We start from the raw sequence: 15,030 nt of genomic DNA, 5'->3' as shown, positions 1-15,030 counted from the left end.
AAAGCATGCAATGAGGCTAGCCTCATTGCTCGAGAACCTAGCTTCCTGAGGTATGAGGTTTACCTCATCCTTTCAGTCTCCTCCACCAATCTCCGTGAATATAGGAAGCTTTCCCTCACACCTATGTGATCTTGCTTCATAGCGGCTAACCCGATCTTAGATTCCTCACTAGCTAGCAGAGGAACGGATGAAAGAGCAAAAATAAAGGCAAAAAGTAAAGAGCAAGAGAAGGAACGGAACAACAGAGCACGCCATAGCACACCATAACAAAAAACAATACCATCAACACGACCAAGCGGAATGTCTCAATTGAACGGGAAACGGACGGCGATACTCCTTATCGTTGTTGGTCGACCTAGCAAGTGAGAGGCAAGATAACGGACGGAAGCTCAAATAGATAGAAGAAGATCTAGCCTTAATGCATAAATAGAAGCTGAAACTTTAGATCCTTCAAAATGAATATTTTGTCCAATCCAGTACAGCAAGCTGAGGCTTTTTTTGCGTTTATAGGCGTAGAAACGGGTTCTGAGTAGTAGCGTGCCTATAGGTAGACGCATATATTACGTAAGATAGTTCAGGTTGAAGAAGGAGAGGACTATGGCAAATAACAAGAAATCAAAGGGCTTGAAAGGACGAAAGCCGCTTTTTTATGTCGATAATCCCAATGCCTCCGAATTAAAATGGTTGGATGAACTGAACAGGAAAAAAGCTACCGTCAAGCTGAGCGGACCGAAGCCGTCATTTCAACCTAAAGTAGAAGAAGAAAAGAAAGTAATAATAAGCGCATCAACTTTCCCCGTTGTTCCTGTGGATGAGGACGGGGTAGAGATTTTCGATGATCTTGATCTTGATTTCGATCTTGAAGTTGAGGTTGAAGCTGAAGTTAACGATGATTTAGAAAGCGAAGCCGAAACCGAACCCGAAGCCGAAACCGAAGTCGAATCCGAAGCCGGAACCGGAACAGGAATCGGAGCCGAGGCCGAAGCCGAAGTAGAAGTCGAAACCGAAACCGAAACCGAAACCGAAACCGAAACCGAAATCGGAGCCCGAACCGAAGTCGAAACCGGAACCGAAGCCCAACTTGCTTTGAAGCCGAGCTATGATCAAAAGCTGGAAAAGTTTATTGAAAAGCAGGATTCGTATGAACCGCTGCCATTTATTTATACAGATGATATCGTTGATGGTGCCGTAACGGAGGAAAAGATTGCAGCAGGAGCAATCGACAGCGATAAGCTGCGTGAGGGAAGTGTTATATCCTCTTCCATTGCTGACTACGCAGTAGACAGCATTCATATCGTCAACGGTGCGATAACAGGGGCGAAAATACGTCCGGAGTCAATCAACGGTGATCACTTAACAAACAATTCCATTACAGGCGGTAAAATATTGGATTATTCTATTGTCTCGAGTAAGCTTGCAGACAATAGCATTACCTCTGAGAAACTGGCTGATCGTACAATCAGTTCGGATAAAATTGCGGAGGGCTCGATTGAAACGAAGCATTTGAAGCAATTTCTAATTACGGAAAGACTGATTGAGAATCAAACAATTACTTCCGAGAAAATAAAAAGCGGTGCAGTCCGAGCCGAGAATATTGCGAATGAATCCATTAATAGTTCTAAGCTGGGTGAAGCTTCTGTAACAAGTTCCAAATTGCGGGATGGGGCGGTAATCAGCGATAAAATCGCAGCTGAGTCGGTAGGATCTATTCATTTGAAGCCAGGGCTGATCTTATCTGAGCATGTAGCTGAGGGAGTAGTTCTTGGAAAGCATTTGAACCTAAAAGAAATAAAACCCGAGCATCTGGTCGATGGCGCAGTGGGAACACGAGAGCTTCAACAGGGGGCAGTTAACGCCGAGCGGCTGGCAAATGGTGCGGTAGCATCTAATCATTTACAAGCTTCAGCGGTACAAGGCATTCATATCGGAAGCAGACAAATCGAAAACAACCATCTTACTGATCAGTCGGTTACATCTTCTAAGCTGCTCGATCAATCAATTACGACGATCAAACTGTCTGATTCAAGCGTAACGGTATCGAAGCTGGCTGAACAAAGTGTTACTTCGGTGAAGTTGGCAGACGAAGCGGTTCACAACCGCCATCTTAGCCGTGCCAGTATTACGGCAGACAAGGTGGCAGATGGTGAAATCAGGCATCGTCATGTAGCCGATCATTCAATAGCTGGACGGCAGCTTCAGAAAGAAACAGTGATGACTGAGCATTTGGCAGATGGCGTCGTAAATGAGGCGAAGCTGGCGGATCTCTCGATTAAGCAGACACATATACAAGATGCGGCCGTTGGCTCTTTGCAATTGGCAGACCTTTCAGTAAAGGAAAGCAAGCTGGCAGATGCCGCGGTCACGTCCGCTAAGATTGCTTTTGAATCTGTCGATACGAAGCATTTGTCAGATGAAGCCATTACGTTCCATAAAATTGCTCCAGAAGCATTAAGATCGTATCACTTCTCTGCAGGAGCAGTCACCGAAAAAGCTATAACGCCTGAAGCAATATCCAGTGCTCATCTACAGAATGGTATCGTGGCAGAGGAACATCTTGCGGATAACGCGGTTGGTACGCAGATTATACAGGATGGCTCGATAACTAGTGCCAAGCTTGCTTATGGAGCGGTAACAGAACGATACCTTGCTCCGGGTGTTGTTTTTTCACATCATCTTGCGGACCATGTAGTTAGCTCGTTGAAGCTGTCTCCTGAAGCAGTGACAACAGATAAGATAATGGATTTGAGCGTTACGACTGCTAAGCTGGCTGATAATAGTGTGGTTGGGCGAACCATCGCTGCAGCAGCTATTGATTCACAGCATATTAAGCCAGATACGATACAAGGCATGCATATTGATTCCGGGGCAATTTCTGCTGATCACTTAAATACTGATATTATTGGTTCGGAACATATCAGAAAAGGTGCAATTGTTCGGAATGCCTTGGCGGATGGCGCCGTTAATTCTTCCAAGCTTGCTCATGGTGCGGTAGAGTCAAATCACTTTGGACATGAGGCTGTTCAGAGTCGGCATTTGGCCAATGGTGCGGTGTTAGGCATACACATTGGAGATTCAAGCGTTCATGAGAATCATATTGCTGATGAGTCAATAACGTCCTTTAAGCTGGCAGCAGCCAGCGTCGGGGAGAATCAGCTTAAAGATGAATCAGTAGGTCATGCCAATATTAAGCATGGAGCAATTAACAGCGTTCATTTGGCTGACAGCTCAATCAGTAGCAGTAAACTGGCGCTGTCTTCTATAGGATCCGAGCAATTACAGGAAAATAGTGTGCTAGAGTCGCACTTAACAGCAGGCAGCGTATCCGAGCATGTGATTCAAGAGAGGGCTGTTACAGCTTCTAAGCTTGCGGCTGACGTCGTAGCTGGAGAACATATTCAGCTAGAGACGATTGGCGGGAAGCATTTAAAAGCCGAAACCATTCAAGGTTATCATATCCGTAAGGGAGCGATAATGCTTGCTCATCTGGCTGGTGAGGTGCTTTCCCTAGATAGGCTGGAAGCGGCTAGTGTAAATGGCATTCATATTATGGAGAATGCAGTACACGCACCACATTTGGCAAGCGAAAGCGTGACGGAAGCTAAGCTGGCAAGCGGAAGCGTAACGGAAGCTAAGCTGGCAAGCGGTAGTGTGACGGAAGAGAAGCTGGCAAGCGAGAGTGTGACAGGAGAGAAGCTGGCAAGCGAAATCGTGACGGAGTCGAAGCTGGCGAGTGGAAGCGTAACGGAAGCTAAGCTGGCAAGCGGTAGTGTGACGGAAGAGAAGCTGGCAAGCGAGAGTGTGACAGGAGAGAAGCTGGCAAGCGAAAGCGTAACGGAGTCGAAGCTGGCAAGCGAGAGTGTGACAGGAGAGAAGCTGGCGAGCGAAAGCGTGACGGAAGCGAAGCTGGCGAGCGAAAGCGTAACGGAGTCGAAGCTGGCGAGCGAAAGCGTGACGGAAGCGAAGCTGGTAAGCGAAAGCGTGACGGAAGCGAAGCTGGCGAGCGGAAGTGTAACAGAGATGAAGCTGGCAAGCGAAAGTGTGACAGAGGGAAAGCTGGCGAACGGAAGCGTGACAGAGTCGAAGCTGGCGATCGAAAGCGTGACAGAAGCAAAGCTGGCAAGCGAAAGTGTGACTAAAGCGAAGCTGGCAAGCGAAAGTGTGACGGAAGCGAAGCTGGCAAACGGAAGTGTGACTGAAGCGAAGCTAGCGAGCAAAAGCGTGACTAAAGCGAAGCTGGCAAGCGAAAGCGTGACGGAGTCGAAGCTGGCGAGCGGAAGCGTAACGGAAGGTAAGCTGGCAAGCGAAAGCGTAACGGAGTCGAAGCTAGCGAGCGAAAGCGTGACGGAGTCGAAGTTGGCGAGCGAAAGCGTGACGGGAGAGAAGCTGGCCAGAGAGAGTGTAACGGAAGGTAAGTTGGCGAGCGAAAGCGTAACGGAAGCGAAGCTGGCAAGCGGAAGCGTAACGGAAGGTAAGCTGGCAAGCGAGAGCGTGACGGAGTTGAAGCTTGCGAGGGAAAGCGTGACGGAAGGGAAGCTGGCTAGCGGAAGCGTAACGGAAGGGAAACTGGCAAGCGGAAGCGTGACGGAGTCAAAGCTGGCAAGCGGAAGCGTGACGGATGAGAAGTTAGCGAGTGAAAGTGTGACGGAAGGAAAGCTTGCGAGCGAGAGCGTAACGGAAGCCAAGCTGGCAAGCGGAAGCGTAACGGAGTCGAAGCTGGTAGTCGAGAGCGTAACGGAATCGAAGCTGGCAAGTGAGAGTGTAACGGAAGCAAAATTGGCAAGCGGAAGCGTGACAGAAGGGAAGCTAGCAAGCGAAAGCGTGACGGAAGGGAAGCTAGCAAGCGAGAGCGTGACGGAGGGGAAGCTTGCCAGCGGAAGCGTGACGGAAGGTAAGCTGGCAAGCGGAAGCGTAACGGAAGCGAAGCTGGGGATTGAAAGTGTGACGGAAGCGAAGCTGGGGATTGAAAGTGTGACAGAAGCGAAGCTGGCAAGTGAGAGCGTGACGGAAGCAAAGCTGGCGAGCGAAAGCGTAACGGAGTCGAAGCTGGCAAGTGGTAGCGTAACTGAAGCAAAACTGGCAAGCGAGAGTGTGACGGGTGCGAAGCTGGCAAACGGAAGCGTAACGGAATGGAAGCTGGCAAATGGAAGTGTAACGGAAGCTAAGCTGGCAAGCAGAAGCGTGACGGAATCGAAGCTGGCGATTGGCAGTGTGACAGAAGCGAAGCTGGCAAGTGGAAGCATAACGGAATTGAAGTTAGCAAATGAGAGTGTAACGGAAGCGAAGCTGGCAAGCGAAAGCGTGACGGAAGCTAAGCTAGCGAGCGAGAGCGTGACGGAAGCGAAGCTGGCGAGCGAAAGTGTGACGGAAGCGAAGCTGACGAGCGAAAGCGTGACCGAAGCGAAGCTGGCGAGCGAGAGCGTGACGGAAGCAAAGCTGGCGAGCGAAAGCGTGACGGAGTCGAAGCTGGCGAGCGAAAGCGTGACAGAGTCGAAGCTGGCGAGTGAGAGCGTGACGGGAGCGAAGTTAGCGAGCGAGAGCGTGACGGAAGCGAAGCTGGCAAGCGGAAGCGTGACGGAGTCGAAGCTGGCGAGTGAGAGCGTGACGGGAGCGAAGTTAGCGAGCGAAAGTGTGACGGAAGCGAAGTTAGCAAGCGAGAGCGTGACGGAAGCGAAGTTAGCAAGCGAGAGCGTGACGGAAGCGAAGCTAGCAAGCGAGAGCGTGACGGAAGCGAAGCTAGCAAGCGAGAGCGTGACGGGAGCGAAGCTGGCGAACGAGAGCGTCACGGGAGCGAAGCTGGCAAGCGAGAGCGTGACGGAAGCGAAGTTAGCGAGCGAAAGTGTGACGGAAGCGAAGCTGGCGAGTGAGAGCGTGACAGAAGCGAAGCTAGCAAGCGAAAGCGTGACGGAAGCGAAGCTGGCGAGCGGAAGCGTAACGGAAGCGAAGCTGGCGAGCGAAAGCGTGACCGAAGCGAAGCTAGCAAGCGGAAGCGTAACGGAAGCGAAGCTGGCAAGCGGAAGCGTAACGGAAGCGAAGCTGGCAAGCGAAAGCGTGACGGAGTCGAAGTTAGCAAGCGGAAGCGTAACGGAAGCGAAGTTGGCGAACGGAAGCGTGACGGAAGCGAAGCTGGCAAGCGGCAGCGTGACCGAAGCGAAGCTAGCGAGTGAGAGCGTGACAGGTGCGAAGTTAGCGAGCGAAAGCGTAACGGAGTCGAAGCTGGCGAGTGAGAGTGTGACGGAAGCGAAGCTGGCAAGCGGAAGCGTGACGGAAGCGAAGCTGGCAAGCGAGAGCGTGACGGAAACGAAGCTAGCGATCGGAAGCGTGACGGAAGCGAAGCTGGCGAACGAAAGCGTGATGGAAACGAAGCTGGCAAGCGAAAGCGTGACCGAAGCGAAGCTGGCAAGCGGAAGCGTGACGGAAGCGAAGCTAGCGAGCGAAAGCGTGACGGAAGCGAAGTTAGCGAGTGAGAGCGTGACGGGAGCGAAGTTAGCGAACGAAAGCGTGACGGAAGCAAAGCTGGCGAGTGAGAGCGTGACGGAAGCGAAGCTGGCGAGCGAAAGCGTGACGGAAGCAAAGCTGGCGAGCGAGAGCGTGACGGAAGCGAAGTTAGCGAGCGAAAGTGTGACGGAGTCGAAGCTGGCGAATGAGAGCGTCACGGGAGCGAAGTTAGCGAGCGAAAGCGTGACGGAAGCGAAGTTAGCGAGTGAGAGCGTGACGGGAGCGAAGTTAGCGAACGAAAGCGTGACGGAAGCAAAGCTGGCGAGCGAGAGCGTGACGGAAGCGAAGCTAGCGAGTGAGAGCGTCACGGAAGCGAAGCTGGCGAGTGAGAGCGTGACGGAAGCGAAGCTGGCGAGTGAAAGCGTGACGGAAGCGAAGCTGGCGAGCGAAAGCGTGACGGAAGCAAAGCTGGCGAGCGAGAGCGTGACGGAAGCGAAGCTGGCGAGCGAAAGTGTGACCGAAGTGAAGCTGGCAAGCGGCAGCGTAACGGAAGCGAAGCTGGCAAGCGAAAGTGTGACGGAAGCGAAGCTGGCGAGCGAAAGCGTGACGGAGTCGAAGCTGGCGAGCGAAAGCGTGACGGAGTCGAAGCTGGCGAACGAAAGCGTGACGGAGTCGAAGCTGGCGAACGAAAGCGTGACGGAGTCGAAGCTGGCGAGTGAGAGCGTGACGGGAGCGAAGTTAGCGAACGAAAGCGTAACGGAAGCAAAGCTGGCGAGCGAAAGCGTGACGGAAGCGAAGTTAGCGATCGAAAGCGTGACGGAAGCGAAGCTAGCGATCGGAAGCGTGACGGAAGCAAAGCTGGTGAGCGAAAGCGTGACGGAGTCGAAGCTGGCGAACGGAAGCGTGACGGAAGCGAAGCTGGCGAGCGAAAGTGTGACGGAAGCGAAGCTGGCGATCGGAAGCGTGACGGAAGCGAAGCTGGCGAGCGAGAGCGTGACGGAGTCGAAGCTAGCAAGCGGAAGCGTAACGGAAGTGAAGCTGGCGAACGAAAGCGTGAAGGAGTCGAAGCTGGCAAGCGGAAGCGTAACGGAAGCGAAGCTAGCGAACGAAAGCGTAACGGTGGCGAAGCTGGCAAGCGGAAGCGTGACGGAGTCGAAGCTGGCGAGCGAAAGCGTAACAGAAGCGAAGCTAGCAAGCGGAAGCGTGACGGGACCGAAACTGGCAAGCGGAAGTGTAACCTCCGACCATATTGCTACGGGCGCGATTACTCTGGATAAATTGGCACCGGGTGTAATTCCAGCCTCGGTCGTAGTAGCTAATTCTATTGAGAATGAACCGATTGGGTTGTCTGCGCTGTCCTTTAATCCTATCGTTATTTCTTCTAGTCAAGGAGTAACGAAGCAACAGTTCGGTCTTACTCCCTATAGTTTCAATCCAATGGAAGAATCAGTTGAGGTTACGGTTCTCTTAGATGAACCATTCGAGCATGTAAACTATGTTATGACAGCTACCTGTGATCAAGCTGCTTGCTATGCCGTAATAAGAACGAAAACGAAATCGAGTGCGGTCATTACGTTGATTAGAACGCGCATTAGCTTGGAACCTAGTGGATGTATTAATTGGATCGCAATAGGAAAATAACGAAGTACATCAAGAATGGACAGCATTTATTGCTGTTCATTTTTGGTATGCAGCCAGATGAATGACGCTGGCCCCATCGTTTCTAGTTGCTTATTTTTATTCGTAAGAGGGACAGACATCTTGGGAGTTGTACATACGCCGTTGCGCTGGCAGAAGCGATACATACAATGTGATGTAAATAGATAGCTTTATATGAACAACTAGGTCTATACCGAGGTGAATAAACAGATGAAACGCGTAAAAAACAGGATGAGCAGTCGAAGTCGAACGCCGGCGCCCGAAGGTATCTCCTTACACGCGTCCAATTCTGAACCGATTGTGTCCGTAATTATTCCGGTGATGAACGAGCGTTCCACAATCAGGCGTGTCATTCGTGAAGCTATGAAAATCCATGCTTATACGGAAGTCATTGTCGTGGCAAATGGTACAACAGATGGATCTGCTAGAATAGCGGAGTCTATGGGAGCAAGAGTGCTCCGCTATTCTGAGCCGCTCGGCCATGATGTTGGGAGAAGCATAGGCGCGCTGGCAGCAAGAGGAGAGGTACTGCTCTTTATTGATGGAGATATGGTTATTCCAGCTGCGCATCTCCGCCCTTTCATAAAGGCAGTGAAAGAAAAAGAGATTGATGTCGCATTGAATGATTATTCTGGCCCAGTTAATAAAATCGAGGTGCATAGTGTTGTTCTAGCCAAGCACGCCTTGAACAGCATTCTCAAAAGGCCGGACTTAAAAGGAGTATCCTTTACAGCTGTTCCGCATGCAATAAGCCGCCGCTGCTTGAGTGCGATAGGTGCCCCGTCTTTAGCGGTTCCGCCGCTGGCACATGCCCAAGCTATATTGAAAGGGATGAAGGTTGCGGCTGTCTATCCTGTTAATGTAGGCAAGCTGAATAAATCTAGAATCAAGCGGGAGAGAAGCAATCCACTGGAAAAGTTAATTGTCGGAGATCATTTGGAAGCCATCCATTGGGTTCTCTCGCATACTGATGGGCGAGGCGGCTTTGAAGATAAGCTCCGTAATCGAGCCTTAATCCTATGAGCCTATCAAAGCCTGATTTTGTTTCCAGGAGGATATGATGTGAAAGCAGTGATATTAGCAGGAGGAACAGGTACGAGATTGAACCCTTTAACCTCTCTAATGAACAAGCATATGCTGCCTGTTGGCAAATACCCTATGATTTATTATGGGATCAACAAGCTGAAGCAAGCAGGAATCCATCAGATCATGATAGTCACAGGAAGACATTCTGCTGGTTTGTTCATTGCTTATTTAGGCAGCGGCAAGGAGTTCGGCGTGTCACTGACCTACCGTATTCAAGAAGAGGCCGGAGGTATTGCGGAAGCCTTGCAATTATCTCGCTCCTTCATTGCTGATGGCGAGAAATTCATCGTGCTTCTAGGAGATAATTTATTCGAGGATGATTTGTCTCCCTTCGTTGATCAATATGAACGACAGCCCGGTGGAGCGATGGTGCTGCTCAAGCAGGTGCAAGACCCGCGTCGTTATGGTGTGCCGTTGTTTCATGAATCAGGAGCAATCCGCCATATAGAAGAGAAGCCAGAGAATCCTCAGACGTCACAGTGTGTAACAGGGATTTATTGGTATGACTCCAACGTATTTCAATTGATAGAGCAAATTAAGCCTTCTAGCCGCGGCGAGCTGGAAATAACCGATCTTAATAATATATATGCGAATGCCGGGCTATTGACCTATCAGAATTTGGTAGGCTGGTGGACAGATGCAGGCACATTCGAATCGCTGCGTGAGGCAGCCTCCTTGCTTTGGGAGGAAGAGTAAGAGATAGGAGAGATTAATTATGAGACGACAATCGCGGCGTGTCCGCCGTCTCAAGTCCCGAACAGTCGCCTCTTCGCAGGTGAGAACACGAGAGGCTAGTTATCAGTCCGGAGTTGAGGCTGGCTATAAGGAAGGCGTTCAATCAGGTTATAGCTCCTATGATTCGTTATTCGAAGGAACCAGCATTATTATACCAAGCTTCAATCAGGTCGATTATTTAAAGGCCTGCATTGAAAGTATTGCAGATCATACGGAGATGCCCTATGAAATTATTGTCGTAGATAATGCATCTGAAGATGGGACAGCTAGCTATCTGCAACAAGTTGAAGGACAGGTGCGTTATCGTATTCTTCCCCAGAACCTTGGATTTTCCGGTGCAGTCAACCGAGGAATGATGATGGCGAAGGGAACAACGATGCTCATTCTTAATAATGATACGCTGGTTACGGACAATTGGCTGGAGAATATGATGACCTGCTTATCTAGTGATCCTAAGATAGGCATGGTAGGTCCTGTAACCAACTATATTAGCGGGGACCAGCAAATAAAAGTGCCTTATGAGGATATAAGCGACATGCCGGATTTTGCTAGATTAAATAATGTATCAGACCCTTCGAAGTGGCAGAGAACCGATAGACTCCCCGGGTTCTGTCTGCTGTTCCGCAGAGAACTGTGGGAAAAGACTGGCTATCTGGACGAAGGCTTTGAATTTGGGAACTTCGAGGATGATGATTACAATGTACGAGTGAGATTGCAAGGGTATGCGCTTGTGATCGCTCGGGATTCATTTATTCATCATTTTGGCAGTGTGAGCATAAAGGCGCTTGGCGATAAGCTGCAGGAAGTAAATAATCGCAATATGGTTTTTTATATGAACAAATGGAATAACCCCTACGACTGGATTCATCAGATAAAGGAAGCAGAGAAGGTGGAAGAAGCCGTTCCCGCCCATAGCGAGAATGCCTTCTACCCGGATAATGTAGCGGTCAGAGGTACCGGCCCTACGGTATATTGGGTCGAGGGTGGAGTCCGTCGCCCGATAGAAGGGGAATGGATTGGCCCGGTTACACGGCTGCCGCAAGTGAACCTAAGAAGATGGGGCATAGGTGAGAAGCTGACTTTGCAAGAATTGCAGGCCAAATGGCAAAGCATTCATAATGATCTAAGCGAAGAGATCGGCAATGGCAAGGTAACGAGTGGCTTGGACGGCTTCTTATACTATCTGGAGCATGGAACGAAACGAAAAATCATTACTGCCGCCTCGGCTCAAGTATGGGGCTTAGATGTACGTCCTAATGTTGTCATGACCTTCGAGCGCTTTTCGGCTATTCCTGAAGGGCTGCCGATAATTCCTGCAATTAAACTTCGTCAGACTCTTTAATGCAAGAGCATGGCGAGTATCACCTGCAAAAACAGCGCATATGCTGGTAACATCTGTTCTAGTTGCTGTGGGAGGGACCATGAATGCAGCATATCGTTACAGAAATTATGGAGCATTTATCACATTCGCATAGTCAAATGGCAAGAATCGTTGAAGCCAAACGTCATGTTGCCGTTCGAATGAGCGAAGTGGTGAAGTCGATCCCTGATAAAAATCCGAATTTTGGCGGCACAGACGGGCTGCTTGATAATACGCAATCGTTGCTGGGGAGCCTCGTCTCTTATTTGAACAGTATTGCGGATTTGCAGGAAACGCTGGCTGAGCAGTTAACTTTCATGATACGAGAGCTCGATGGTGAGGATGAGGAATAAACCAGATAGGAAGGAGGCAGTTGCATGGACCGTGAACAGGCTTATATGCGAATGCTGGGTGCCACTGCCAATATGCAATGGAATGTAGCGATTATATTGGAGGCCAAGGCGGAGGAAGCAGAAAAAGCCCGTAACTGGATATGCAATCACGTTTCTGCGACTTCCTTCATCGGGGAGCAGACACAATTGAAGCAATCCCTTCAATTACATGATCAAGTTATTGATGTTCTGGACGGAGTGAATAAAATGAGCCAGGGCATCGTGTCTATCCTCAAGGCTGTTCTAAATAAGGAATCGGGTGATGGCAATAATCATACCAATGGCAACAGCTACTTTGGCAACGGCTTTGGTGATTCCGATTGAAGCCCCCTGTAAAAGAGGAACATGCTGTGAAGCTGGAGTTGATTTCATCGATTGCTAAGAGCCAGCTTGCTCTGGCACGGATTCTGGACAGTATCGCGTCAGTATCGGACTTCACCCCAATGATGACTAGACGCATTGGAGAGAATATCCGCCTACTGACGAACTTACAGGAAGGAATGGCTGAATCGGTGTCGCTCTTAGCTTTGGGTAAAAGTCGGACTCGCTTTGGTCAACCGACCAGTCCTTGGCTTAACCCACGTCTTCATACGGCAAATAGTCAATCTGGCATGAAGGAGAGACGGTAGTGTTGAAGAGAAAAAAGGGAGCAGCTATACGCAAACGGGCTAGACGAACCCCGCGTACGCGGAACGGACGAAGAATAGGCAGCAGAAGAACAACAGGAAAAAAGACAGGGAAAAGCGCTATACAGCGTCGGAAGTCTACCACAAGGAAGAGAGCCCCTCAAGCCAAAAGCTATCAAGAAGGCTTTAATCAAACTTATAATGAGGGTTACAACGCAGGATTCGCCAAAGGCTTTGAAGATGGCCACCAGCTTGCTTACGAACAACAGCCCTAATCGCTGCTTGCGATATTTTTAAAGAAAGTCTCATTTTCTGACTGTCCGCTTGGTCGGTGCAGCCAGATGATGAGGCTTTTTTTGTTGGAATATCATTCCAACCTGGTCATGCGCCAATTTTTGCTCTTAGGGGACAAGTGACGATATGGATACACCTTGCAAGGCATATAGATAAGTGGAATGGCATGATCAACTATAAGGCAAAGCAGGTGTAGGCATGGCCTCGACAAAGGGGAGATTGCTTGAGACAGGAAGACGGGAAGGATTAACAGCAGGCTATGCTGCAGGGTGGAGAGATGGAGCAAGCGAGGCTATTAAGCAAACAATAGTGAAGGATCAGCCAGTCAAGCTTCCTATGCGTATTTTATATATTCCGCAGGGCTTTGATGCTATCGACGAAGGGATCATTGCAGCGCTTCAAGCAGCCGTACAGGAGGTATTGGTCGGAGAACGTGCTGCAATTGCGCAGCAGGCAGCCTCTCTTCAACCAGCCCTAGTTCTGGTGTTGAATGGTCTTCATATATTTCCAGAGGATCATTTGCAGCAAATGGATGCCATCCGTGAGCTCGGTATCCGAACTGCGGTATGGTTCGTAGATGATCCTTATATGTCATCGGTGACTGCTCTGGCTGCAACTCATTATGATATTGTGCTTACCCATGAGCTTAGTACGATTGCATTATATGAGCAGCTTGGCTGCCGCAATGTTCATTACTTGCCTTTAGCAGCAAATGATGCCATATACAAGCCGATGAAGACTGGGCTGGAATACAGCAGCGATGTATGCTTTATTGGGCAGGCGTTCTGGAATCGTGTAGAGATGTTCGACGCGATAGCGGAGCGATTGGCAGAGAAAAAAGTGTTTATCGCTGGCGGTTTGTGGGAACGAATGCAGCAATATGGGCTATTGAAAGGGGCTATACGCAAGGAATGGCTGCCTTTCGAAGAATCTGCCCTTTATTATAATGGGGCCAAGATCGTCATTAACATGCACCGGACAACAGAAGCAGGAGCGGATAACTTCAATTCATTGCAATATCCGGGATTGTCAATCAATCCTAGAACGTACGAAATAGCAGCCTGTGCAACCTTTCAATTAACGGATATTCGCGCGGATTTGGAGCGCTATTACCGTCCTGGCTATGAGATTGGAACGTATACCAATGCGGCAGAGCTGTCAGAAAAAATTGATTATTACTTATCTCATGAAGAAGAGCGCAGAACAATAGCAATTCGCGGATTATGCCGGACGCTGCGCAATCATACCTTTTCAACTCGAATAATAGAGCTGCTGCAGCTGGTAACGAAGGAGTGAATGATAGTGGCTAAAGCTTCGGCTCCTCGTCATAAGAGGACAGAAAGGTCATTAGAGGAGATTGGTCGCTCGGAAGGATATCGTACAGGATGGGAGCATGGGTATTGGCTAGGCCAATGTGAATCTATCAGCAGTCGCCACCAACCGCAGATAACGGTCTGGCCTGTTCACGTTATGTTTGTAGAGACGGGTAAAGGCTTTCCCTATTCACCTCTCGATGAGGCAGTGAAGCTGACACTGAATGCCTCTGTTGCACAGCTAACCGTTGCAACTGCAGGACAGCCGATTGCAGAAATCGCAGCTATTGTGAGGCCGGATATTGTAATAGTGCTTGATGGGCTGCAATTTGATGTGAATCAAGTCATTGCGATGAGAGCACAAGGAATTCGCACGGCAATCTGGCTGACGGATGACCCTTACTACACCGATATTACATCCACTTTGGTTCTCCATTATGATGAAGTATTCACATTAGAGAGGAACTGTGTAGAGCTGTATAAACAGCTTGGGTGTTCAAGTGTTCATTATCTTCCTCTTGGCGTCCATCCATCCCAATATCGGCCGATGAAGCCGGAGTATTCGAGCCGCAAGGATATCAGCTTCATTGGCTCGGCTTATATGAATCGCGTGGCTAACTTCAACAAAGCAGCTTCCTATCTTGCATCCAAGAACACACTCATATCCGGCATATGGTGGGATCGTTTGGAGCGATTCGATCTGCTGCGCTCGCGTATAAAGCTGGATAATTGGATGGGACCAGAAGATACCGCATTGACCTATAACGCATCCAAGATTGTGATCAATATGCATAGAGCATATGATGAACCGAACTTCAACAATAATGAACTTGGCATCTCCGCCGTGTCTCCTAACCCTCGCACCTTCGAAATATCGGCTTGCGGGGTCCTGCAATTAACCGATATTCGTGATGACCTGGTGTCGTTCTATACGCCGGATCTTGAGATCGTCACCTATGCTACACCAGAGGAAATGGTAGAGAAGCTGGAGTATTATTTGCATCACGAAAAGGAACGACAAGACATCGCTATGCGCGGGCTGTACCGTACGCTTCGTGAACATACGTATGCAAGCCGCCTTCAGACGATGCTGTCGCTCTTATTTCCTAATCTAATCATCCAGCAATGAT

General features: G+C 49.5%; 10 protein-coding genes. All 10 read left to right on the top strand.

The genetic code is table 11. The annotated features are described in order from the left end of the window. Nucleotides 1–597 precede the first annotated feature (597 nt). Nucleotides 598–8,076 carry a WIAG-tail domain gene (locus tag AC50YO_RS17305; RefSeq protein WP_494849054.1) on the top strand — a complete coding sequence of 2,493 codons (7,479 nt, stop codon included), beginning with the start codon at nt 598–600 and terminating at the stop codon, nt 8,074–8,076. 228 nt (nt 8,077–8,304) lie between these two features. Continuing rightward, nucleotides 8,305–9,117 carry a glycosyltransferase family 2 protein gene (locus tag AC50YO_RS17300; protein ID WP_494849052.1) on the top strand — a complete coding sequence of 271 codons (813 nt, stop codon included), beginning with the start codon at nt 8,305–8,307 and terminating at the stop codon, nt 9,115–9,117. 39 nt (nt 9,118–9,156) lie between these two features. Then, nucleotides 9,157–9,876, top strand: a complete 720-nt coding sequence (locus AC50YO_RS17295) for a sugar phosphate nucleotidyltransferase (RefSeq protein ID WP_494849050.1) — start codon at nt 9,157–9,159, stop codon at nt 9,874–9,876. A 19-nt stretch (nt 9,877–9,895) separates the two neighbouring features. Further along, on the top strand, nt 9,896–11,257 hold the full coding sequence (locus AC50YO_RS17290) for a glycosyltransferase family 2 protein (RefSeq protein ID WP_494849049.1): 1,362 nt from the start codon (nt 9,896–9,898) through the stop codon (nt 11,255–11,257). A gap of 83 nt (nt 11,258–11,340) precedes the next feature. Next, a complete protein-coding gene (locus tag AC50YO_RS17285) occupies nt 11,341–11,628 on the top strand; it encodes a nucleoside-diphosphate sugar epimerase (RefSeq protein WP_494849048.1) in 288 nt (95 codons plus the stop codon). A gap of 24 nt (nt 11,629–11,652) precedes the next feature. Beyond that, the gene (locus AC50YO_RS17280; protein ID WP_494849046.1) at nt 11,653–11,991 is read left to right on the top strand and encodes an alpha-helical endospore appendage domain-containing protein; all 339 of its coding nucleotides are present in this window, start codon (nt 11,653–11,655) and stop codon (nt 11,989–11,991) included. Further along, nucleotides 11,988–12,296, top strand: coding sequence for a hypothetical protein (locus tag AC50YO_RS17275; RefSeq protein WP_494849045.1), 309 nt, complete (start codon nt 11,988–11,990; stop codon nt 12,294–12,296). The genes AC50YO_RS17280 and AC50YO_RS17275 overlap by 4 nt, the downstream gene beginning before the upstream one ends. Then, the gene (locus AC50YO_RS17270; RefSeq protein WP_494849043.1) at nt 12,296–12,568 is read left to right on the top strand and encodes a hypothetical protein; all 273 of its coding nucleotides are present in this window, start codon (nt 12,296–12,298) and stop codon (nt 12,566–12,568) included. The genes AC50YO_RS17275 and AC50YO_RS17270 overlap by 1 nt, the downstream gene beginning before the upstream one ends. A gap of 217 nt (nt 12,569–12,785) precedes the next feature. After that, on the top strand, nt 12,786–13,883 hold the full coding sequence (locus AC50YO_RS17265) for a CgeB family protein (RefSeq protein ID WP_494849041.1): 1,098 nt from the start codon (nt 12,786–12,788) through the stop codon (nt 13,881–13,883). Then, nucleotides 13,884–15,029, top strand: a complete 1,146-nt coding sequence (locus tag AC50YO_RS17260) for a CgeB family protein (protein ID WP_494849039.1) — start codon at nt 13,884–13,886, stop codon at nt 15,027–15,029. Nucleotide 15,030 lies beyond the last annotated feature (1 nt).

This window comes from Paenibacillus sp. J22P59 (assembly GCF_059383895.1).
Note: the sequence above shows the minus strand (reverse complement) of the source record. Positions and strands in the feature narration are given on the sequence as shown.

What these genes read in the sequence shown, in the direction of transcription:
- AC50YO_RS17305 (WP_494849054.1), top strand. Translation starts at nt 598, where the DNA reads ATGGCAAATAACAAGAAATCAAAGGGCTTGAAAGGACGAAAGCCGCTT.
- AC50YO_RS17300 (WP_494849052.1), top strand. Translation starts at nt 8,305, where the DNA reads ATGAAACGCGTAAAAAACAGGATGAGCAGTCGAAGTCGAACGCCGGCG.
- AC50YO_RS17290 (WP_494849049.1), top strand. Translation starts at nt 9,896, where the DNA reads ATGAGACGACAATCGCGGCGTGTCCGCCGTCTCAAGTCCCGAACAGTC.
- AC50YO_RS17285 (WP_494849048.1), top strand. Translation starts at nt 11,341, where the DNA reads ATGCAGCATATCGTTACAGAAATTATGGAGCATTTATCACATTCGCAT.
- AC50YO_RS17280 (WP_494849046.1), top strand. Translation starts at nt 11,653, where the DNA reads ATGGACCGTGAACAGGCTTATATGCGAATGCTGGGTGCCACTGCCAAT.
- AC50YO_RS17265 (WP_494849041.1), top strand. Translation starts at nt 12,786, where the DNA reads ATGGCCTCGACAAAGGGGAGATTGCTTGAGACAGGAAGACGGGAAGGA.
- AC50YO_RS17260 (WP_494849039.1), top strand. Translation starts at nt 13,884, where the DNA reads ATGATAGTGGCTAAAGCTTCGGCTCCTCGTCATAAGAGGACAGAAAGG.